This is a genomic window from Kitasatospora sp. NPDC058190 (genome assembly GCF_042883685.1).
GTDB lineage: Bacteria > Actinomycetota > Actinomycetes > Streptomycetales > Streptomycetaceae > Kitasatospora.
The window spans coordinates 21,698-43,135 of the sequence record NZ_JBHVVI010000042.1 but is presented as its reverse complement, the minus strand read 5'-3'; the positions used below and the strand labels follow the sequence as shown (position 1 = coordinate 43,135).

18 protein-coding genes, 1 tRNA gene and 2 pseudogenes are annotated in these 21,438 nt (G+C 72.3%); 13 read left to right on the top strand and 8 right to left on the bottom strand.

What is annotated here, in order from left to right:
• Nucleotides 1-5 precede the first annotated feature (5 nt).
• The 7 genes from ACFVWU_RS20335 to ACFVWU_RS20305 all read left to right on the top strand — a co-directional run bounded on the left by ACFVWU_RS20335 (nt 6) and on the right by ACFVWU_RS20305 (nt 9,454).
• Nucleotides 6-2,642 (top strand): tetratricopeptide repeat protein, encoded by a 2,637-nt coding sequence (locus tag ACFVWU_RS20335; RefSeq protein ID WP_387622675.1) that lies wholly within the window; start codon nt 6-8, stop codon nt 2,640-2,642.
• A gap of 3 nt (nt 2,643-2,645) precedes the next feature.
• Complete coding sequence (locus ACFVWU_RS20330) at nt 2,646-3,974, top strand: protein phosphatase 2C domain-containing protein (RefSeq protein ID WP_387622673.1); 1,329 nt, start codon at nt 2,646-2,648, stop codon at nt 3,972-3,974.
• Nucleotides 3,975-4,087: 113 nt separating this feature from the next.
• Complete coding sequence (locus ACFVWU_RS20325) at nt 4,088-5,443, top strand: VWA domain-containing protein (RefSeq protein ID WP_387622670.1); 1,356 nt, start codon at nt 4,088-4,090, stop codon at nt 5,441-5,443.
• Nucleotides 5,444-5,516: 73 nt separating this feature from the next.
• On the top strand, nt 5,517-6,722 hold the full coding sequence (locus ACFVWU_RS20320) for an FHA domain-containing protein (protein ID WP_387622668.1): 1,206 nt from the start codon (nt 5,517-5,519) through the stop codon (nt 6,720-6,722).
• A 156-nt stretch (nt 6,723-6,878) separates the two neighbouring features.
• The gene (locus ACFVWU_RS20315; protein ID WP_387622665.1) at nt 6,879-7,796 is read left to right on the top strand and encodes an ABC transporter ATP-binding protein; all 918 of its coding nucleotides are present in this window, start codon (nt 6,879-6,881) and stop codon (nt 7,794-7,796) included.
• Nucleotides 7,793-8,938, top strand: a complete 1,146-nt coding sequence (locus ACFVWU_RS20310) for an ABC transporter permease (RefSeq protein ID WP_387622662.1) — start codon at nt 7,793-7,795, stop codon at nt 8,936-8,938. The genes ACFVWU_RS20315 and ACFVWU_RS20310 overlap by 4 nt, the downstream gene beginning before the upstream one ends.
• Nucleotides 8,939-9,049: 111 nt before the next feature.
• Nucleotides 9,050-9,454, top strand: a complete 405-nt coding sequence (locus tag ACFVWU_RS20305) for a globin (RefSeq protein ID WP_387622659.1) — start codon at nt 9,050-9,052, stop codon at nt 9,452-9,454.
• Nucleotides 9,455-9,529: 75 nt separating this feature from the next.
• Here ACFVWU_RS20305 and ACFVWU_RS20300 read toward each other — a convergent pair whose 3' ends face one another.
• From ACFVWU_RS20300 to ACFVWU_RS20280, 5 genes are all read right to left on the bottom strand, one after another.
• On the bottom strand, nt 9,530-10,222 hold the full coding sequence (locus ACFVWU_RS20300; RefSeq protein WP_387622657.1) for a hypothetical protein: 693 nt from the start codon (nt 10,220-10,222) through the stop codon (nt 9,530-9,532).
• Nucleotides 10,223-10,272: 50 nt separating this feature from the next.
• Nucleotides 10,273-10,716: an acyl-CoA thioesterase gene (locus ACFVWU_RS20295; RefSeq protein WP_387622655.1), complete on the bottom strand. Its 444-nt coding sequence runs from the start codon at nt 10,714-10,716 to the stop codon at nt 10,273-10,275.
• Nucleotides 10,717-10,825: 109 nt separating this feature from the next.
• Entirely contained in the window at nt 10,826-12,490 is a 1,665-nt protein-coding gene (ettA, locus tag ACFVWU_RS20290; RefSeq protein WP_387622652.1) for an energy-dependent translational throttle protein EttA, read from the bottom strand.
• Nucleotides 12,491-12,768: 278 nt separating this feature from the next.
• Nucleotides 12,769-14,205 (bottom strand): Cys-Gln thioester bond-forming surface protein, encoded by a 1,437-nt coding sequence (locus tag ACFVWU_RS20285; RefSeq protein WP_387622650.1) that lies wholly within the window; start codon nt 14,203-14,205, stop codon nt 12,769-12,771.
• Between the two features lie 354 nt (nt 14,206-14,559).
• Nucleotides 14,560-15,162: a single-stranded DNA-binding protein gene (locus tag ACFVWU_RS20280; protein WP_387622647.1), complete on the bottom strand. Its 603-nt coding sequence runs from the start codon at nt 15,160-15,162 to the stop codon at nt 14,560-14,562.
• Between the two features lie 633 nt (nt 15,163-15,795).
• On the opposite strand from ACFVWU_RS20280, the gene ACFVWU_RS20275 reads away from it, so the two are divergent.
• Nucleotides 15,796-15,871: transfer RNA gene (locus ACFVWU_RS20275), tRNA-Arg, on the top strand.
• 217 nt (nt 15,872-16,088) lie between these two features.
• Here ACFVWU_RS20275 and ACFVWU_RS20270 read toward each other — a convergent pair.
• Complete coding sequence (locus ACFVWU_RS20270; RefSeq protein ID WP_387622644.1) at nt 16,089-16,697, bottom strand: TetR/AcrR family transcriptional regulator; 609 nt, start codon at nt 16,695-16,697, stop codon at nt 16,089-16,091.
• Nucleotides 16,698-16,774: 77 nt separating this feature from the next.
• Here ACFVWU_RS20270 and ACFVWU_RS20265 point away from each other — a divergent pair, with 77 nt between their 5' ends.
• On the top strand, nt 16,775-17,326 hold the full coding sequence (locus tag ACFVWU_RS20265; protein ID WP_387622641.1) for a GNAT family N-acetyltransferase: 552 nt from the start codon (nt 16,775-16,777) through the stop codon (nt 17,324-17,326).
• A gap of 142 nt (nt 17,327-17,468) precedes the next feature.
• On the opposite strand, the gene ACFVWU_RS20260 is transcribed toward ACFVWU_RS20265, so the two are convergent.
• Both ACFVWU_RS20260 and ACFVWU_RS20255 read right to left on the bottom strand, forming a co-directional pair.
• Nucleotides 17,469-18,083, bottom strand: coding sequence for an MFS transporter (locus tag ACFVWU_RS20260; protein WP_387622639.1), 615 nt, complete (start codon nt 18,081-18,083; stop codon nt 17,469-17,471).
• Between the two features lie 41 nt (nt 18,084-18,124).
• Nucleotides 18,125-19,299, bottom strand: a pseudogene (locus ACFVWU_RS20255) (RNA-guided endonuclease InsQ/TnpB family protein).
• A 131-nt stretch (nt 19,300-19,430) separates the two neighbouring features.
• Between ACFVWU_RS20255 and ACFVWU_RS20250 the strand changes: the two are divergent.
• From ACFVWU_RS20250 to ACFVWU_RS20235, 4 genes and pseudogenes are all read left to right on the top strand, one after another.
• Nucleotides 19,431-19,553 (top strand): annotated as a pseudogene (locus tag ACFVWU_RS20250) (IS200/IS605 family transposase); the annotation flags it as partial.
• Nucleotides 19,554-19,596: 43 nt separating this feature from the next.
• On the top strand, nt 19,597-19,863 hold the full coding sequence (locus ACFVWU_RS20245; protein ID WP_387622636.1) for a hypothetical protein: 267 nt from the start codon (nt 19,597-19,599) through the stop codon (nt 19,861-19,863).
• 37 nt (nt 19,864-19,900) lie between these two features.
• Nucleotides 19,901-20,710, top strand: a complete 810-nt coding sequence (locus ACFVWU_RS20240) for an enoyl-CoA hydratase/isomerase family protein (RefSeq protein ID WP_387622634.1) — start codon at nt 19,901-19,903, stop codon at nt 20,708-20,710.
• Nucleotides 20,711-20,817: 107 nt separating this feature from the next.
• The gene (locus ACFVWU_RS20235; protein WP_387622631.1) at nt 20,818-21,420 is read left to right on the top strand and encodes a hypothetical protein; all 603 of its coding nucleotides are present in this window, start codon (nt 20,818-20,820) and stop codon (nt 21,418-21,420) included.
• Nucleotides 21,421-21,438: the final 18 nt, after the last annotated feature.

Genomic DNA, 21,438 nt, shown 5'->3' with positions numbered 1-21,438 from the left:
GGTTGATGGGCGAGACGTGCGTACGGCCGGACTGCTCCGGCAACGGCAGGATCGACGCCGACGGCTACTGCGACGAGTGCGGGCTGGCGCCGGCGGGCGGAGGCGGCACCGGCACCACCGCGGCGCCGCCGAAGGCAGCGGCGGCGGCCGGCCCCGGCTCCCCCTGCCCGCGCGACTGCTCCGGCACCATCGACGCGGACGGCTACTGCGACGAGTGCGGCCTGACCGCGCCCGGCGCCGACACCGGCATCACCCAGCCCTACGTCCCGTCCGCGCGGGTCAACCCGGACTCCGCCCGCAGCGGCTCGATCCGCTCGATGTCGGCCCGCACCGGCTCCTCCCGCTCGATGTCCGGCCGCTCCCGCTCGCACCGCTCGACCCGCACCGGCTCCAGCCGCTCGGTCTCGGTGCGCTCCACCCGCGGCAGCGTCAGCGCGGGCACCCGCAACCGGCTGGGCGCCGGTCTGGTCACGGTGCCGACCGTGGAGACGGCCGACCCGTCGCTGGCGGTGCTGGCCAACCCCGAGGTGCCCGAGCGCAAGCGCTTCTGCGCCAAGTGCGAGACGCCGGTGGGCCGGGAGAAGAACGGCCGGCCGGGCCGCCCGGACGGCTTCTGCACCAAGTGCGGCACGCCGTACTCCTTCACCCCCAAGCTGCGCCGCGGCGACCTGGTCGGCGGGCAGTACGAGGTGGTCGGCTGCCTGGCGCACGGCGGGCTCGGCTGGATATACCTGGCGGTGGACCGCCGGGTCAACGACAAGTGGGTCGTCCTCAAGGGCCTGCTGAACACCGGGGACGAGGACGCGCTCGCCGCGGCCGTCGCCGAGCGGCGCTTCCTGGCCGAGGTGGACCACCCGAACATCGTCCGGATCATCAACTTCGCCGAGCACCTGGACATCGGCTCCGGCTCCACCGACGGCTACATCGTCATGGAGTACGTCGGCGGCAAGTCGCTCAAGGACATCGCCAACGACCGCCGCACCCAGGACGGCCGGCGCGAGCCGCTGCCGGTGGAGGTGGCGATCGCGTACGCGCTGGAGGCGCTGCCCGCGCTCGGGTACCTGCACGCCCGGGGCCTGATCTACTGCGATTTCAAGATCGACAACGTGATCCAGAGCGGCGACGCGCTCAAGATCATCGACATGGGCGCGGTCTGTCGGCTCGACCACGACGGCGCGATCTACGGCACCGTCGGCTACCAGGCCCCCGAGATCGCCACCCACGGCCCCTCCCCCGCCTCCGACCTGTACACCGTGGCCCGCACCCTCGCGGTGCTCACCTTCGACTTCCAGGGCTACAGCACCACCTACCGCGACTCGCTGCCCGGCCCCGAGGACGTCGAGGTCTTCGCCACGTACGAGTCGTACTACCGCTTCCTGGTCCGCGCCACCGACCCCGACCCGGCCCGCCGCTTCTCCTCCGCCGAGGAGATGGCCGACCAGCTCACCGGCGTGCTGCGGGAGGTCCTGGCCCTCCAGGACGACCGGCCCCGGCCCGCGCTCTCCACCCTGTTCGGCCCGGAACTGCGCGTCGTGGACACCGAGTTGGTGCTGCCCACCGACCAGCTGGGCCAGCTACGGGTGACCGCGCTGGACCCGTCCGCCGCCGCCCTCGCCCTGCCCGTCCCCCGGGTCGACCCGGGCGACCCCAACGCCGGCTTCCTCGCCACCCTGCTCGCCACCGACCCCGAGGAGGCGCTCGCCGCACTGGGCGGCGCCCCCGCCGTCTCGATCGAGAGCCGGCTGCGCGAGCTACGCGCCCTGCTCGAACTCGGCCGCCACGGCATGGCCGGGAACGAGCTGGCCGAGCTGGAGAAGGACCACCCGGACGACTGGCGGGTGGTCTGGTACCGCGGCCTGGTCACCTTGGTCGGCGCCGCCGAGAACGGCGGCTCCACGCCCCGAGCCGAAGGGCGCGCCGGCGCCGAAAGGGAGGAGCGAGGGAGCAACGAAGGAGCGACGGAGCGACGACCGTCGGCGTCGGGTCAGGAGCACCCGGAGGCGAGCGGGCGAGTCACAGCCAAACTGCGCGCCGCTGCCGAGGCCTTCGACGCCGTCTACGACGCCTTCCCCGGCGAGGCCGCGCCCAAGCTGGCCCTGGCCATCTGCGCCGAGCTCCTCGGCGACAGTGGCGACGCGGCCGAGTTCTACCGCCTGGTGTGGGCCACCGACCACTCGTACCTGAGCGCCGCCTTCGGCCTCGCCCGGGTCCGCCTCGCCGAGGACGACCGGCCCGGCGCCGTCCGCGTGCTGGAGTCCGTCCCGGCCACCTCCAGCCAGTACACCGCCGCCCGGATCGCCGCCGTCCGCGCCCGGCTGCGCGAACGCCCCACCACCGACCCGCTCGCCGCCGACCTCACCGCCGGCTCCGACCAGCTCACCGCGCTGCGCCTCGACGACCGCCGCCGCGAGGAGCTCTCCGTCGAGGTGCTCGGCGCCGCCCTCGGCTGGGTCATGGCCGGCTCCGCGGGCGCCCAGCAGACCGGCGCCACCGTGGTGCTGGGACGACCCGCCGTGGAACGGGAACTGCGCTTCGCCCTGGAACAGTCCTACCGGGTACTCGCCCGGTTGGCCGACCGGGCCGAGACCAGGATCGAGATGGTGGAACGGGCCAACCGGGCCCGCCCCAGGACGTGGGTGTAGCCGATGCCGCAGCAGACCGAGTGCCCGAGCTGTTCCGAGCCGATGGACCCGGAGGACGCCTTCTGCGGGCGCTGCGGGACCGGCCGGGACGGCCGGGCGGCCCCGGGCTCGATGCCCGCCAGCTGGGCCGGCGCCCGCGGTGGGGCCGTCCCGCCGCAGCGCGGGCCGGTCTGCGTGAACTGCGGGCAGGCACAGGTCACCGAGGACGGCTACTGCGAGGGCTGCGGCAGCGCCCAGCCGCGCCCCCGCGACCACATGGAGAAGGCCCTCGCGGGCGTCGCCGGGGTCAGCGACCGCGGCGTGCGCCACCACCGCAACGAGGACTCCTTCACCATCGCCGCCAGCTCGCTGCCCGGCGGCGAGCCGGTCGTGGTCGCCGTGGTGTGCGACGGCGTCTCCTCCTCCGACCGACCTGACGAGGCCTCGGAGACCGCCGTCGACGCCGCCTCGGAGTCCCTGCTGACCTCCCTGGAGGCCGGCCGGAACCCGAACGAGGCGATGCGCGCCGCCATCGCCGACGCCGCCAAGGCCGTCGCCGACCTCGCGACCAACGGCGCCGGCCCGGCCCGCCCCGACCTCAACGCCCCGGCCTGTACCTACGTCAGCGCCATCGCGGCCGGCGGCCGGGTCACCATCGGCTGGGTCGGCGACACCCGGGCCTACTGGATCCCGGACGACCGCGCCGCCGCCGAACCCTTCCGGCTCACCCAGGACGACTCCTGGGCGGCCCGGATGGTCGAGGCCGGGCTGATGAGCGAGGCCGAGGCCTACTCCGACCCGCGCGCCCACGCGATCACCGGCTGGCTCGGCGCCGACGCCGAGGAGGTCGTGCCGCACACCCTCGACTTCACCCCGCACGTCCCCGGCGTGCTGCTGATCTGCACCGACGGCCTGTGGAACTACGCCGAGGCGGCCACCGACCTGGCGTACTACGTCCGCCCGGACGCCCGGACCGAACCGCTCGCGGCGGCCCAGACCCTGGTGAAGTTCGCGGTCGCGGCCGGCGGCCACGACAACATCACCGTCGCGGTGCTCCCGATCGACCCGCCCGCCGTCTCCGTGGAGGAGGTCGAGGAGACGCCCACCGCGCTGGACCTGCCGATCATCGTTCCGGCCGCCGCCCGGGCGCCCGAGGACGACGAGGACTACGAGCCGACCCTGCCGGACCTGCCGGTGATCGGCTCCCCCGCCGCCCCGCTGCCCCCGGCCCCGCCCGCGCCACCGGTTCCGCCCGCGCCGCCGACGGCGCCCCCGGCGGTCCCGCCCGCACCGCCGGTGCCGCCCGCCGCCCCGCCCCTGCCGCCCGTCCCGCCGCAGCCGCCGACGGCCTGACCGGCCCGTCCACGCCCGGCCCGACGGCCCCCGGTCCGCCGGACCGCCGGACCGCCGGACCGCCCACCGACCTGATCGCATCCACCCCTCACCCGACGGGAGCCGACCGCCCCATGGCAACACTGGCGAAGCCGAACCTGCCCAGGTTCGACGTGGAGATCTTCCAGAACGAGTACCTGGCCGACGGCGCCCGCGAGGTCAACGCCATCGTCACCGTCACCGCCACCGGCGGCGGCACCTCCGGCGGCCGCCCGCTCGGCCTCACCGACGCCGCCGCCCAGGGCACCGACGCCAACGCGGCCGTGGTGATCCTGGTCGACTGCTCGGGCTCGATGGACTACCCGAAGACCAAGATCAACGGCGCTCGCGAGGCCACCGCCGCCGCCATCGACGCCCTGCGCGACGGCACCGCCTTCGCCGTGGTGGCCGGCACCCACGAGGCCCGCGACATCTTCCCCGGCGACGGCACCCTGGCCACCGCCTCGCCCAGCACCCGCGACCAGGCCAAGGAGGCGCTGCGCCGCCTCACCGCGGCCGGCGGCACCGCGATGGGCACCTGGCTGGCCAAGGCCGACAAGCTCTTCCTCACCCGCCGCGACATCGCCATCCGGCACGCCATCCTGCTCACCGACGGCAACAACGAGCACGAGTCGGCCGCGGACCTCGCCCGCAACATCGAGCGGGTCACCGGCCACTTCACCGCCGACTGCCGCGGTGTCGGCACGGACTGGCGGATCGACGAGCTGCGCACCATCTCCTCGGCGCTGCTCGGCACCGTCGACATCGTCGCGGAGCCCTCCGGCCTGGCCGAGGACTTCCGCTCGATGATGGCCGGCGCGATGGGCAAGCAGGTCGCCGACGTCGCGCTGCGGATCTGGACCCCGGCCAACGCCACCGTGAAGTTCGTCAAGCAGGTCGCCCCCGCGGTCGAGGACCTGACCGCCCGCCGCGCCGAGGCCGGCCCCCGGGCCGGCGACTACCCGACCGGCTCCTGGGGCGACGAGAGCCGCGACTACCACGTCTGCGTCGAGGTCCCGTCCGCCGCGGTCGGCAACGAGATGCTCGCCGCCCGGGTCAGCCTGGTGCTGCCCCCGCAGGTCGGCGGCGGCACCCCCGAGGTGCTCTCCCAGGGCCTGGTCAAGGCGGTCTGGACCGACGACCTGGCCTCCTCCACCCGGATCAGCCCGCAGGTCGCCCACTACACCGGGCAGGCCGAGCTCGCCTCCTCGATCCAGGAGGGCCTGGAGGCCCACCGCGCCGGGGACGTCGACACCGCCACCGCCAAGCTGGGCGCCGCCGTCCGGATCGCGCACGCGACCGGGAACGAGGGCACGTACAAGCTGCTGCAGAAGGTGGTGGACGTGGTGGACCCGAAGGAGGGTACGGTTCGATTCCGTAAGAACGTGAGCGAGGCCGACTCGATGACCCTTGAGACCCGGTCGACCAAGACGGTACGTGTGAAGAAGTGACCGCTGAAGACGTGATCGGGCCGGCCGCCCGGCGCGACGCCGCACCGTGCCGGCCCGAAACGAGGGGGACCTGATGCCGATCTGCCCGAGGGGCCACGAGTCGCAGGCCGAGGACTGGTGCGACTTCTGCGGCTTCCCGATGACCCCGCCGGTCCCGCCGCCCGGCGCCCACGGGGGCGCACCCGCGGGATACGCGCCCGGCGGCGACCCCGCGCCAGGCGCACCCGCCGGGCACCCGCAGCACGGCGGTGCGTCCTTCGGCGCGCCGCCGCCCCCGCCGATGCCTCCGGGAGCGGTCCCGCCGCCCCCGCCCGGCGCCTTCCCGCCCCCCGGCGCCTTCCCGCCGCCCGGCGCGGTACCGCCCCCCGGCGGCTACCCGCCCCCCGGGACCGTGCCGCCGGGCGCGCCGCAGGGCCTCACCGAGGGCCTGACCGTCTGCCCGATCTGCCGCAGCCCGCAGACCGGCCGGTTCTGCGAGGAGTGCGGCTACGACTACGAGCTGTCCACGCCCTCGCGCCGCCAGGCCCCGGCCGCCGGCGCGCCCGCACCCGCGCCCGGCCCCGCCCAGCCCCCGCCGCTGAACATCCCGGCGGCCTACGGCGGCACCGCCCAGCCTCCCCAGGCTCCGGTCGCCCCCCAGCAGCCGCAGCCTCCGGCGCCTCCGCAGCCGGAGTACCCGCACACCTACGGCTACCCGCCGCCGGAGGGCGCCTTCCCCGAGGCCCCGGTGCGCGAGGACTCCGGCCCGGTGTACGCCCAGCCGGCCGGCCCCGGCCCGAACAACCGCGGCGGCGACTTCGGCACGTCCTTCCACCTCGCCCCGCCGGTGCAGCAGTCCCAGCCGGAGGCCGCCCCGGCGGAGCCGGTCCGGTCCAACTGGATCGCGGTGGTCTCGGCCGACCGCGACTACTTCACCGAGATGATGGCCCGCAGCGGCCCCGAGGCGGCCGGCCTGTTCTTCCCGCCGTACTGCCCCGAGCGCCGCATCCCGCTGACCGGCCGCGGCCAGCTGCGGATCGGCCGGCGCAGCCAGCACCGGGGCACCGTCCCGGAGATCGACCTGTCGGTGCCGCCGGAGGACCCGGGCGCCTCGCACCAGCACGCGCTGCTCGCCGAGCAGGCGGACGGCAACTGGGTACTGGTCGACCAGGACTCCACCAACGGCACCACCGTGAACGGCGGCGCGGAACCGATCACCCCGCACACCGCCGTACCGCTGAACGACGGCGACCGGATCCACATCGGCGCCTGGACGACGATCACGGTGCACCGCGCCTGAATGCCCTGTTGAGGGTGGATCAGTCACAACTCCGGCCGGGCCGGGTGGAATTCAACATTTCGCCCGGCCCGGCTTTCTTCCGGCTTCCTCAGCAAATCCCCAAATTCACGTCCCGGGTGTGCACAAGACGCACCGAAAGCCCTATTCTCAGGGCACATGACTGCAGCTATATCCGCTGACGGCATCCGTCAGCGGTACGGGGATGTGCAGGCGGTCGACGGGGTGTCCTTCACCGTCGAGGCCGGCGAGTTCTACGGGATCCTGGGCCCCAACGGGGCCGGGAAGACCACCACGATGGAGATCCTGGAAGGGGTCCGCAAGCCCGACGAGGGTCGGGTCGAGCTGCTGGGGATGGCTCCCTGGCCGCGCAATCCGAAACTGCTGCCGCGCATCGGCGTGCAGTTCCAGGCCTCGGCTTTCTTCCGGAAACTGACGGCCCGTGAGACCATCCGCACCTTCGCGTCGTTCTACGGGGTCGGTCCCAAGCGGGCCGATGCGATGCTGGAGCGGGTCGGCCTCGCCGACAAGACCGAGACGCTGACCGACCAGATGTCCGGCGGCCAGGCGCAGCGCCTGTCGATCGCCTGCGCACTGGCGCACGACCCGGAGCTCGTCTTCCTGGACGAGCCCACCACCGGCCTCGACCCGCAGTCCCGGCGCAACCTCTGGGACCTCCTGCGGGACATCAACAACGAGGGCCGCACCGTCGTCCTGACCACCCACTACCTGGACGAGGCCGAGGTGCTCTGCGACCGGGTCTCGATCATGGACCACGGGAAGATCCTGCACACCGGCGCCCCGGCGGCGCTGATCCGCGAGATCGACGACACCGTCCGGATCAGCGTGGCCTCCGGCCAGCTGCCGGTCGAGCGGGCCCGCGAGCTGCTCGCCGCGGCCGGCGCCGACGTCGCGACCCTGGAGGACGACACCGTCTCGCTCTCCGTCTCGACCCGGCACCCGGCCCCGGTGCTCAGCGTGCTGGCCGAGCAGAACGCGCTGCGCGGCCTCGAGGTGCGCGGCGCCACCCTGGAGGACGTCTTCCTCCAGCTGACCGGACGGGAGTTCCGCGCATGACCGTCTCCACCTCCACCGAGCCGAAGGTGCCCGCCCCGCGCGGCGGTTCGGCCGGCGCCGCCGGCGGGCAGGAGCGGGTCAGCGCGTTCTGGAGCCTGTCCCGCGCGATGCTGCTCGGCATGAAGCGGGACCGCACCGCGACCTTCTTCATCCTGCTCTTCCCGCTGGTGTTCCTGGTCTTCTTCGGCAGCGTGACCAAGGGCAACAACAGCCCGCACGCCAAGGTGGCCCAGGTCGGCGCGGTGAAGCTGTTCGACTCGATGCAGGGCGAGGGCCGGACCGAGCTGGACAAGGTCCTCACCATCACCCGCACCGACGACGAGGCCGCCACCCTGCAGAAGGTCCGCAAGGGCGACTTCGACGCGATGATCACGCAGGGCCCGGACGGCAAGGTCGAGCTGCGCTTCAGCGCCGCCGACACGGTCCGCGCCGGCACGCTCCAGGGCATCGTCAACTCGGTGGTGCAGAGCGCCAACCAGGCGGCCACCGGCCAGAAGCCGGCCTACGTGGTGGACGCCCAGCAGGTCGAGGACCAGTCGCTCAAGCCGATCCAGTTCCTCACCCCCGGCCTGCTCGGCTGGGCCGTCGCCACCGGCGCCGTGTTCGGCGCCGCGCTGACCCTGGTCGGCTGGCGCAAGTCCAAGGTGCTGCGGCGCCTGCGGCTGGCCCCGATCAGCGCGGGTACGGTCGTCAGTTCCCGGATCCTGGTCTCGCTGCTGACCGCCTTCCTCCAGACCACCGTCTTCCTGGTGGTCGCCACGAGCTTCTTCGGGCTCAAGCTCACCGGCAACTGGTGGCTGGTCATCCCGCTGGTGGCCTGCGCGACGCTCGCCTTCATGTCGATCGGCCTGCTGGCCGGCTCGGTCGCCAAGACCGAGGAGGCGGCCAACGGCATCTCGCAGCTCATCGTGCTGCCGATGTCCTTCCTGTCCGGTTCGTTCTTCCCGCTGGACGGTGCCCCGGGCTGGCTGAAGACCGTCTCCGAGGTCATGCCGCTGAAGCACCTGGTGACGGCCGCCCAGTCGGTGCTGACCCGCGGCGGCGGCGTGATGGACGCCCTGCCGACCATGGGCGGGCTGCTGCTCTTCGCGGCCGTTCTCACCGGCATCGCCTGGAAGCTGTTCAAGTGGGAAGACGCCTGACCGTCCCCCGCTGACCGCTCCCCACTGATCACTCTGATCACTCGGGCCCGACGGGGTCGTACGCCTTTTGTCCCGGTGTACGACCCCGTCGGCGTCTGCGACCATGGTCGGGTGACAGAGATCCGGCGAGACACGTTCAGCGAGGAGACCTTCTTCGACCAGGTCGGCGGTGAGCCGACCTTCCGGCTCCTGACCCGACGCTTCTACGAGGGCATCGCCGAGGACGAGTTGCTGCGGCCGATGTACCCGGAGGAGGACCTCGGCCCGGCCGAGGAGCGGATGGCTCTGTTCCTGATGCAGTACTGGGGCGGCCCGCGCACCTACAGCGAGCACCGCGGCCACCCGCGACTGCGGATGCGGCACGCGCCGTTCAAGGTCGACAGGGCCGCGCACGACGCCTGGCTGACCCACATGCGCGCGGCCGTGCACAGCCTGGAGCTGCCCGCCGAGCACGAGCGGCAGCTGCTCGACTACCTGACGTACGCCGCCGCGTCGATGATCAACACCCCGGGCTGAGCCGCCGCACACCGGACTCGCCGTACGCCGAGCCGCCGCACACCGAACCGCCGCACACCGAGCCGCCGTACGCGGTCACCGGGCCGGGCTGAGCCCCAGCCCCGCGCCCGGCGCGGCCACCGTCCGCACCACCACCGAACCCGCCGGGGCGCTCAGCCGCAGCCAACCGCCCGCCCGGTGCACGGTGAGCGGGGCGCCGGGCTTCAGGAAGCCGATCACGTACGCGGCGTGCACCGCGCGCAGCGGCAGCTCCGGCAGCGCGCCGACCGGGCGGGACCAGATCTCGTCGGCCAGCCGGTCCAGCACCTCGCGGGTGCGGTGGTGCGCCGGGACGGCCTCGCTGCGCTCGCGGAACTCCTTCACCCCGGCCATCAGTTCGGGGTACACCTCGGCCGCCGGCGGGGCCCCGACCGGCCGCCAACCGGCCTTCGGCGGCAGCAGCCCGGCCCAGGCCGGGCCGGTCACCGGCGCGGGCAGCGCCACGGCACCCGCCTCGGCGTCCACGCCGTCCAGCAGCTGACCGGCCGAGACCGTCAGGTCGACCGGCTCCGCCAGGCCGCTCAGCCGGGCGGTGCGGATCGCCAGCGCGCCCGAGGTGCCCAGCGGCAGCCGCCCGAAGACCGCCAACACGCCGTCGTCCCCGTCCGGGGCCACCGCCCGCAGCCGCACGGCCGCCGCCTTGTCGAAGCGCAACAGGCGCAGCAGGAAGGCGGAGAGGTCGGCGGCCTCGCCGGTGTCGGTCAGGGCGAGGCGGGCGGTGATGGTCAACGCGGCTCAGCTCGAATCGTCGTGGGGTTCGATCGTGCGGGGTGGGACTTTCAGACTGCCGCGACGGCCGGGGCCTCGTCCATGAAACGGGAGAGGAACTCCCGCTCGACCGGCGAGATCCGGCGTGGCCGGCCCTCGGCCAGGTCGTAGGGGACGACCACGGTGGAGGCCCGGACGTACACCGTCTCGGAGCCGTCCGCGTGGACGTCCTTGATGTCGTAGGAGACGGTCAGCGAGGCGCCGCCGATGTGCGTCACCCGGGTCTCGATGGTGACCGGCTCCGGCCGGTGCACGAGCGGGCGCTTGTAGTCGATCTCGTGGCGGGCCACCACCGAGCCGCCCGCGAACTCCCCGGCACCGGCCTCGGCGGCCTGGGTGAACATGAAGTCGATCCGGGCCTCCTCCAGGTAGCGCAGGAAGACCACGTTGTTGACGTGCCCGAAGGCGTCCATGTCGGACCAGCGCAGCGGGCAGGCGTAGATGTGGCGAGCCACGGGTGTTCTCCTCGGTGTCCGGTCGCCCGTCGTCATGGACCGGCGACGGGCCGCGGCCCGGCAGACCGCCCCGGAGGGCAGTCTGCCGGGCCGTCGTGACAGCTGGATGTCAGCCTCGGGTCAGCTTCTTGTACGTGGCCCGGTGCGGACGGGCCGCGTCGGCGCCGAGCCGCTCGACCTTGTTCTTCTCGTACGACTCGAAGTTGCCCTCGAACCAGAACCACTTGCTTTCGCCCTCGTAGGCGAGGATGTGGGTGGCCACTCGGTCCAGGAACCAGCGGTCGTGGGAGATGACCACGGCGCAGCCGGGGAACTCCAGCAGGGCGTTCTCCAGCGAGGACAGGGTCTCGACGTCCAGGTCGTTGGTGGGCTCGTCGAGGAGCAGCAGGTTGCCGCCCTGCTTGAGGGTCAGCGCCAGGTTCAGGCGGTTGCGCTCACCACCGGAGAGCACACCGGCCGGCTTCTGCTGGTCCGGGCCCTTGAAGCCGAAGGCCGACACGTAGGCGCGGGACGGCATCTCGACCTGGCCAACGTTGATCCAGTCCAGACCGTCGGAGACGACCTCCCAGAGGGTCTTCTTCGGGTCGATGTTGGCGCGCGACTGGTCGACGTAGCTGATCTTGACGGTCTCGCCGACCTTGACCTTCCCGGAGTCCGGGGTCTCCAGGTCCTGGAGCATCTTGAACAGCGTGGTCTTGCCGGCGCCGTTCGGGCCGATGATGCCGACGATGCCGTTGCGCGGCAGGGTGAAGCTCAGGTCGTCGATCAGGATCTTCTCGCCGAAGGCCTTGGAGAGGTTCTCCACCTCGATGACGACGCTGCCCAGACGCGGGCCCGGCGGGATCTGGATCTCCTCGAAGTCCAGCTTCCGCATCTTGTCGGCCTCGGCCGCCATCTCCTCGTAGCGGGCCAGACGCGCCTTGGACTTCGCCTGGCGGCCCTTGGCGTTGGAGCGGACCCACTCCAGCTCTTCCTTGAGGCGCTTGGCGCGCTTCGCGTCCTTCTGGCCCTCAACCTTGAGACGGGACTGCTTGGTCTCCAGGTAGGTCGAGTAGTTGCCCTCGTACGGGTAGGCGCGGCCGCGGTCGAGCTCCAGGATCCACTCGGCGACGTTGTCCAGGAAGTACCGGTCGTGGGTGACGGCCACGACGGTGCCCTTGTACTTCTCCAGGTGCTGCTCCAGCCAGTTCACCGACTCGGCGTCCAGGTGGTTGGTGGGCTCGTCGAGCAGCAGCAGGTCGGGGGCCTCCAGCAGCAGCTTGCAGAGCGCGACGCGGCGCTTCTCACCACCGGAGAGCTTGGTGACCGCCCAGTCGCCGGGCGGGCAGCCCAGGGCGTCCATGGCCTGCTCCAGCTGGGCGTCCAGGTCCCAGGCCTCGGCGTGGTCCAGCTCCTCCTGGAGCTTGCCCATCTCCTCGAGCAGCGCGTCCGAGTAGTCGGTCGCCATCAGCTCGGCGATCTCGTTGAAGCGGTCGAGCTTGCCCTTGATCTCCTTGACGCCGTCCTGGACGTTCTCCAGAACGGTCTTGGACTCGTCGAGCGGGGGCTCCTGGAGCAGCATGCCGACGGTGAAGCCGGGCGAGAGGAAGGCGTCGCCGTTGGAGGGCTGCTCCAGGCCGGCCATCATCTTCAGCACGGTGGACTTACCGGCACCGTTGGGGCCCACGACGCCGATCTTCGCTCCGGGGAGGAAGCTGAGCGTCACGTCGTCAAGGATGACCTTGTCTCCGTGAGCCTTGCGCACCTTGCGCATCGTGTAGATGTATTCCGCCACGTGAGATCGCTCCGGCGTCGTCGGGAGTAATTCGGCTTGCAGCCTTCCATTGTGCCGCACCCGGCCGGAACCCCCGAACCGCCCAGGTGACCCCATCGGGGCGTCCCCGATCACGGCCCGCCGCCCTCCAGTCATCCGGCCACCTCCCCGGATCCGGCGCCCCCTCCCCCACCCCGGGAACGACGAAGGCCCGGCTCCCCGCATCGATCGCGGGGAGCCGGGCCGGTTCCGCTGCTCAGGGCCTCAGGAGTTCGACTCCCCCGGCCCGCTCAGGCGGTTCAGGCGGTGGTGCGACCGTGACGGCCACGGCGGCGCAGGAAGAAGACCGCAGCGCCACCGGCGACGACCAGGGCGCCCGCGACGCCGGCCAGGAGCGGGGTGTTGCTGTTGGCACCGGTCTGGGCCAGGCCACCGGTGCCCGGGGCGGCGCTGGTGGTCGCCGGGGTCGGCTGGCCGGCACCGGTGCTCGGGGTGCCCGAGTGGGAGGAGGTCGGGGTGGCCGAGGTGGTGCCGGTGGGGGCCGGGCTGGTCGGGGCACCGGTCGGGGTCACGCCGGTCATGCAGTCGAGGACGCCCGTGAACTTCTTGGCATAGCCGTTCGGGCCGGCCACGTTGATGGTGTACTCGGTCTTCTCGGCGACCTTGACGAGCACGCTCTCGGTCTTGCCCGGCTGGACGGTCACCTGCTGCGAGCCGACCGTAACGGCGCCGGCCTCGTCACCGCTGTTGGTGACGGAGACGCGCACGCCGTTGTTGGCGCACTCGACCTTGGCGGAGCTGTCGATCAGCGCGCCCTTGCCCTGCTTCCAGGTCGCCTGGCCGGCGGCGGCGACGCTGACCTTGGTGGAGCCGGCCAGGATCATGGTCTGGCTGTGCCGACCCCGGCTGTCCACGTCGGTCATGAAGACCCGGCCGCTGAGCACGTTGGCGTCGGCAGTGGCGTTGACGGCGGCCTTGCCGTCCGCGGTGCCGGCCGGCACGTCCAGGAACAGCTGGGTGTCCTTGGCGATCGGCCCGGCCAGGGTGCCGTTGACCGGCTTGCCGTCCTTGTCCACCAGCTTGGCCTTGTCGGCGGCGTCGCCGGAGACGGCCAGCTTCACCTCGTTGGCGCTGGAGTTCAGGACGAACGGGCCGAGCTTGCTGCCCGACTTGCCGGACACGGAGTCCGGGGTGAGCGTCAGCGAGGGCTTCGGCTCGGCCGCGACGCCCTTGTTGACGTCGCTGGTCAGGTAGTCACGCAGCTTCTTGGCGTTCTCGTTCTGCGGGACGGCGTTCTTGTTGTCCGAGAACTTCCAGATCGCGGCCTGGGTGCCGGCGGCGGCGTCCGCGTCGCTCAGGTCATCGACGTGGATGGCCGCGGCCAGGGACTTCAGGTTCGCCTGCGGGTACGAGTTCTCCAGGATCCAGCGGATCTTGGGGGCGTTGGCGTTGCTGTTGAGGGAGCTCGACGCCCAGTCCGACTCGTGGTACTTCGCGCCGCTGTCCAGGTAGACCGGGTTGTCGAAGTCGATGCAGTAGGTCTGCAGCTTCTCGCCCGCGGCCGTCTTGAGGGTGAACAGACCGCCCTCGACGGTCCCCCTGCCCTGGACGTCGATCGCCTCGCCGAGCATCTCGTTCTGGACCACAGCGGTCACGCCCGACGACGGGGCGTCCGCCGCGACCGCCGCACCGGCCGCGAACAGGCCCCCGCCCAGCGCAAGACTGGTCGTGAGCATGACAGTGGATATGCGGGACAGACTCCGCCCGTGCCTCTGGAACATCTGGGATCCCTCCGGAGCGGGCCGCACCGAGTGGGCAGCCCGCCGACTTGCCGTGCCGCGCGTGCCCCCTGTGGCGCCGCTGCGGGTATGAACCAAACGAATCCTATTGAGCCTCAGAGGCCCCGAAACCTCCATGCGAAATCAGGACGATTCCGTATCTGTATCGTTATCAACCCCCTCAGGATCCACACAAGCTGACGATCAACCAGAATCGCTTCGCCACTTTCTGTTATCCGGTCGAGATTGCACGTGCGGGTACAACAACCTTCTCGATCAACACATTTGTCGACAGGGAAGGTCACCGACCGGTCAGCCCAGCGTCGCCCGGTCTTCACCATTCCTCTCCCCCTCGGACATGTCCTCCTGCTGCTCCGTCACCGACCGCACACCCGGCGGCAGCTCGGGCAGCCGCGGCGCGGCGGCCACCGCCGAGACCCTGCGCGCCTCCAGCGCGTCGGCGATCCACCCCGGCACCGGTTCGTCCACCCGCGCCGCCCTCTCCGTCGTCTCCGCCGCGGCCGGCTCGGCGCCGCCCGGCGACTGCCCACGCACCCCGGTCGCCCAACGGAAGGCCGAGGTACCGCGGGTGAGGTCGTGTCCGACCGACCTGGCGTCGATCTCGGCCCGACTGCGCCTCACCTCACCCTCCGTCCACTCCCGCACCCGCAGCCGGCCCGTCACCAGTACCGGGTCCCCCTTGGCCAGCGAGCCGATCAGGTTGACCGCGAGCGCCCGCCAGGCCGTCACCCTCAGCCACTGCGTCTCGCCGTCCACCCAGCACGCCCGCTCGCGGTCGTACCGGCGCTCCGTGCAGCCGATCCGGAAGTTCGCCATCGGCACGCCGTTGGCGGTTTCCCCGTAGGTCACCTCGGTCGCGACATTGCCGAGCACCGTCACATGCGTCTCGCTCACAGCACACTCTCCGTTCTCGCCGATGCACCGTACGGAATCGAGCGGTGCGAGTTGAGAGTGCGCCCCGAGGGAAATCCCGGCCACCGAGTTCCGAAATCCTGTGGATAACTCGGCACAACGGAAAGCCGCCGTCACCCGCAGGGGTGAATTTCAGCCTTCGTACACCGTCAGGCAGCCGTCTCTTCGCGGCCATGACAACAAACCGGCAGATCGCCGACCCCGTCCGGGCGCGGCGGAAGCCGCGCCGGCCGCCGTCCGCGCACGTCATCCGACCGGCGCAAGCCGAATACGGCCCCCACCCGCAGCCGCGGCGACACATTCTCCGTGCCGAATCCATAACGGGTGAGGAGGCAGCCCCGTAACGACTGCACAACGTCCGGCGCGGAAGAGTGCCATACCGCTGCACTCACGGCGTTCACCTGCGATTATCGGACCGCTCCACCGAACCGACACACCAACGACGGTGTCGTCGCACGCGGCCGAGGAACTGAACACCCTTATCCTGTCCCCGACAGGGCGAGGGCCCACCAACCCCCACCCCCACCCTCAGGTACGGGGACGGACAACGCGCGCCCCGAGCGCTCGCTGCCGGTCCCGGCCACGGTCACGCCCACCACGGGCGCCGCCCGTCCCGCCCCCATAGCTCAGCGGATAGAGCACCCGCCTTCTAAGCGGTAGGTCGCAGGTTCGAATCCTGCTGGGGGCACCACCCTGCAATTCCGCAGGCCATCGCGTCGGTGAACACTTTCCGTGGTCGTTTCGGACCTCCGGGTAATCCGGCACCCACCGCGCATAAGCCGTGACAATGCGTGTCATGCTCGCCGCGAAATCTCCCGGAATTCCGGGCGAATCCGCCACCCCCGCGCTAAACCGACCCGCCGGACCCGGCGGTTGGGCCCCGGCCGGCCCCGGCCCCACCAGCCCCGTCAGCCCGTCAGCCCCGCCAGGTAGGCGTCGAGCAGCGCGGTCTGCCGCTCGGCCGGGAACTCCGCCGGGGCGAACAGCACCTGCACCACCAGCCCCAGCACGAAGGCCTGCGCCCCCGCCGCGAGCCCGGCCGGGTCCGCCCCGGCCGGAAGCTCCCCGAGCCGCTGGGCGTCCGCCACGTGCGCCGTGAGCGCCACCCGCGAGCGGGCGTAGCGGGCGGCGTGCGCGGCCGCCAGCTCCGGGTCGGCCAGGGCGACGTCCCAGGAGCCGACCCAGATCCGGTTGCCCGCCACGGCCGCCTCGTCCAGCGGCAGCACGTCGAGCAGCGCGGCCCGCAGCCGCGCCAGTCCGACCGGCGGCGGGGTTCCGTCGACGGGTGCGGTGCGCCGCGGCCGGGCCAGCGAGCGCCGGTCGAGCTCCTCCAGCGCGTGGCTCAGCAGCGCCCGCTTGTTGGGGAAGTAGTGCGTCAACAGCCCGGTGGAGGCGCCCAGTTCGGCGGCCACCGCACGTAGGGTCAGCCCCTCGAAGCCCTTGCTGGAGAGCACCCGCCACACCCCCTCGGAGACTTCCGAGCGGCGGGCGTCGTGGTCTCCACGGGCTGGCGTCATGGGGGCTATCGTACATACCAAACGTTTGTTATGAATGGATTCCGACAGCTCACGCGCCACCCGTGAAAGGCCCGCCCGTGTTTTCCGTACCGCTCGCCGAGAACGCCGAACTGCGCCCGCTGGAGCCCTGGCAGGCCCCCGAGTTCCTGGCCCACATCGACCGCGCCCGGGCCCACACCGACCCGTGGATCCCGTGGGCCACCCGCTCCACCGACCTGGACTCGGCCCGCGCCACCCTGCAGGGCTACGCCGACGGCCAGGCCGCCGACCAACGCCGGATCTACGGCATCTGGCGGGACGGCACGCTGGTCGGCGGCGTGATGTTCGTGCACTTCGACACCAAGAGCGGCAACTGCGAGATCGGCGCCTGGACCGAGCCGGCCGGCGAGGGCGGCGGGCTGATCACCGCCGCCGTCCGGCAGCTGCTCGACTACGCCTTCGTCACCCGCGGCCTGCACCGCGCCGAGTGGTGGTGCTCGGCCGTCAACGCCCGCAGCCGGGCGGTGGCCGAGCGGGTCGGCATGCGGCGGGACGGCGTGCTGCGCGAGTGGTTCCTGCACAACGGGGTCCGCCACGACAAGGAGATCTGGGCGATCCTGGCCCCGGAGTGGGCCGCCGCCAAGGCCTGACCCCGGACCGGGCCCGACCGGAGCGGGCCGAGGCCCGACCCGGCCGAGGCCCGACACGAGCAGCGGGGCCTGGTGGACTCCCTCGAAGTCCACCGGGCCCCGCTTCCCCTGACGTCCGCCGGCGCCCGCTCGGACTGTCGGCTCAGGCCGCCAGCACCGGCTTCCCGGCGGCCTCCGAGGCCGCCGCCTCCGCCGCCCGCAGCCGCAGCGCCAGCAGCAGCACCAGCGCCATCACCCCGCCCGCCGACAGGAAGACCACGTCCACCGCGTCCGTGAAGCTGCGCACCGCGTGCTCCCGGGCCGCACCGGTCAGCACCCGGACCGCCCCGAGCGGCCGCCCCGGCTCACCGGCCTCGAACACCCGGGCCAGCAGGCTGCCGAAGAACGCCGCGCCGAGCGCTCCGCCGAGGGTCTGGAAGAACCGGATGCCGGTGGTCGCCACACCGAGCTGGTGGCGCGGGGCGCTGTCCTGCACCAGGGTGACCAGCTGCCCGATCAGCTGGCCGAACCCTGCGCCGAGCAGGGCGAGTTCGGCGCCCACCGCCCACAGCGGGGTGTTCGGCCCGCTGAACCCGAGCAGCACCAGGGCGAGCGTCCCGCAGCCGGCGCCGACCGCCAGGAAGGTGTGCGGCGCGTGGCCGCGGGCGATCAGCCGGGTGACCAGCAAGCCGACCCCGGTCATCCCGGCCGCCATCGGCATCAGGTAGAGGCTGGCGGTGGTCGGGGCGATCCCCCGGGCGATCTGCAGGTAGATCATCACTTGAAGTGCTCTCCTGGCTGAAGCCGGGAGATTCCTGCTTACCTTGCGGCAGCGGGCTTGACGCGCTTCGCGCGCCTGACGACTGCCCTCCCGGCAGCCGGGACCGCCACGGTGTGGCCGATCCGGTACAGGTGCAAGATGTTCCGGGCTGCGTTGTGGTCGGCGTTGCCGGACCAGCCGCAGTCCGGGTTCTTGCAGACGAACACGGCCTGGGACTCCCGGCTGCCGAGCGTGGTGTGGCCGCAGGCGGAGCAGCGCCGGGAGGTGCCGGGGGCGGGGACCTTGACCAGGGTGCCGCCGTGCCGGGCGGTCTTGTACGTCAGCATGGTGACGGTGCGGCCCCATGCCTCGCCGCTGATGGAGCGGTTCAGCCCGGCTTTTCGGGCGACGTTCTTCCCTGGCTCTTCGGTCGTTCCCTTGGCGGACTTGACCATGTTCGTGATGGTGAGCGTTTCGACCACGACCGTGCCGTAGGTGCGGGCGATGGCGGTGGTCGTCTGGTGCTGCCAGTCCAGGGCCCTGCGCTTGGCTTTCGCGCGGAGTCCTGCGATCCGGTCGTAGGTGTGGTGCAGTCGGCGGCTGGTCGGCTCGCCGGGCTTGCGGTGGCATTTGCGCTGCGCGGCACGCTGTTCCAGGTGCAGGAGCCTGACCTTCTCCTCGCTGGTCAGCCACTCGCCGTGCTCGTACGTTCCGCCGTCCGAGAGGACGATGGGCACGGTGACGCCCACGTCGATGCCGATGTCCGGCCCCTGGTGGGGTCCGGGCCGGCCCTTGAGGGTCTGGACGCGGAAGGCGATGTGCCAGCCGAGCGCGTCCTTGACCAGCCGGGCCCCGGTGATCCGGTTGTTCGCGTCCGCGTGCCTGCCCACGGGCAGGTCCTTGGTCCACCGGAACTTGACACGGCTCACCTTGGGAATGTTGACCTGACCCCACCGGCGGTGCACGCGGACGATGTTCAGGTCCCGGCCCTGCGGGATGTCCACCGACATCACCGTGCGGAACCGGCCCTTGAAGCTCGGGGCGTCGGCGCGGCCGTCCCAGCAGTTCTTCCACGCCTGGAAGTACGGCTTGAGCACCGCCTGCGCGGCCTGCGCGGGCAGGACGGCGAGAAAGCCGATGTCCTGGCGGGCCTGGCGGATCGCGGCGTCCGCGTTCGCAGAGTCCGCTCTTCCTTCGGCATCATCCGCCACCAGGCGTGGAGAAGGTTCCACATGGTGCGAGCCGCGTGCGCTTGGTCATCGGTCTTCAACACCTCGGCAGGCGACAGCGCAAGCCGGGAACGATGCCCGAACTGCCGCTTGGCAATGCCACCTTGACTCACAATCGAGAACCTAGCAATGGTTCATGTCACCGCGCTGGGATCCTGATCCGGATGTCAGAACTGGCCGCCATATTGTCTACGACCTGCATGTTCACTTGGTTTTCGTCACCAAGTACCGGCGGAAGGCGAGCGACGACCAGGTGGTGCTCGACATCATCCGGCTGGTCCCACGCCACCCCGGCGCTGGGCGTGCGCGCCGCCGCCTTCGACCGGCGCGCGCAGTCCCTGCTGGCCGCGGAGCTGGCCGCCCAGGACCCGACCCACGACGAGCTGACCGCCCGGGTCGCCGCCGCCCAGCTGCTGGCCGTCCGGCTGACCCTGATCGGCGACAACCACCGGCGGATGCTGGCCGGCGAGCGCGCCGCCGACGCCCTGCCCGCCGCCCTCGCCGAGGCCCGCCACGCCTTCGCCCTGGTCGAACAAGGCCTCGGCGACTACTGCGCCGGCGCCGCCTGAGAGAGTGGGCGCACCACGACCGACCGGAGGTGCGCACATGGACCAGCCGCTGCTCACGCGGGACCGCTCCGCCCTGCCCGCCCAGGCCGACGGCCTGAACGCCTACATCGGCGAGGACGGCGTCGCGGTGCTGGAGTTCGCCCGCCCGCACCGCCGCAACGCGGTGACCCTGGCGATCTGGCAGGCGCTGCCCAAGGTCCTGGCGCAGATCGCCGAGCAGGAGGGTGTGCGCGCCCTGCTGCTGACCGGCGCCGGGAACACCTTCAGCGCCGGCGCGGACATCACCGAACTCGCCGAGGTGTACGGCGATCCGCAGCGCGCGGACGCCTACCACGCGATCAACGTGGCCGCCGAGGAGGCGCTCGCCGCCTTCCCGCACCCGACGATCGCCGTGGTGCACGGCGCCTGCGTGGGCGGCGGCTGCCAGTTGGCCGTCGCCTGCGACCTGCGCTTCGTCGCCGACAACGCCCGGCTGGGGATCACCCCGGCCAAGCTCGGCGTGGTCTACCCGGCCGTGCCGACCCTGCGGCTGGCCCGGCTGGTCGGCCCGGCCCGGGCCAAGTACCTGCTGTTCTCCGGCGAGTTGGTGTCCGGCCGGGACGCGCTGCCGCTCGGCCTCGCGGAGAAGGTCCTGCCGGTCGCCGAACTGGACGCCGCCGCGCTGGAGTTCGCCCGGCTGCTGACCACCCGCTCGACCCAGACCATCGGCGCGGTGAAGTCCGCGCTGGCCGTCCCGGCCGAGCGGGCGGCCGAGGCACTGGAGCCGTGGGAGCGGCGCTCGCGGGAGGCCTCGGACGTGCACGAGGGCCTGGCCGCGTTCCTGGAGGGCCGCCCGCCCCGGTTCTGAGCCGGTCCGGACGGGCGGTGGCGGGTGGTGGCGCCGGCGGCTCACGTACGATCATCCGACCGGCGCCGAGCCGCCGACCGCCCTTACGACCCGGAGCAGCGACCCCGATGACCACCGAGGCCACGACCGCCCCCACCAGCCGGACGACCTGGGCCCGCCGGGTCACCGACGGCGTCGAGCCGAAGAACGTGATCATCGCGGTCTGCCTGCTGATCGGCGGCCTGCGCTACGGCCTGGCGGGCCTCGGCTGGGCCGCCTTCGCGGCGCTGTTCGCCGCCGTCATACCGACCCTGTTCATCCAGCGCGGCATCCGCAAGGGCACCCTGGAGGACCGGCACGTCGGCCACCGGCAGCGCCGGCTGACCGTCATCCCCTTCATCATGGGCTCGGTGCTGACCAGCTTCGCGGTGATGATCTGGTTGGACGCCCCCGCCGACCTGACCGCGATGGTCGCGGCGATGTTCGCCTCGCTGTTCCCGATCCTGGCGATCACCGTCTGGTGGAAGGTCTCCGTGCACACGGCCGTGGCCAGCGGCGCGGTGACCTGCCTCGGCATCGCGCTCGGCCCGCTGTGGCTGCTGCTCTACCCGCTGGTCGCGGTGATCGGCTGGTCCCGGGTGGTGCTGCGGGACCACACCACCGCGCAGACGATCGTCGGCGCGGTGGTGGGCGCGGTCACCGCCGGGCTCACCTTCTGGCTGGCCCGGTAGTCGCCCGAGAGACGGGCT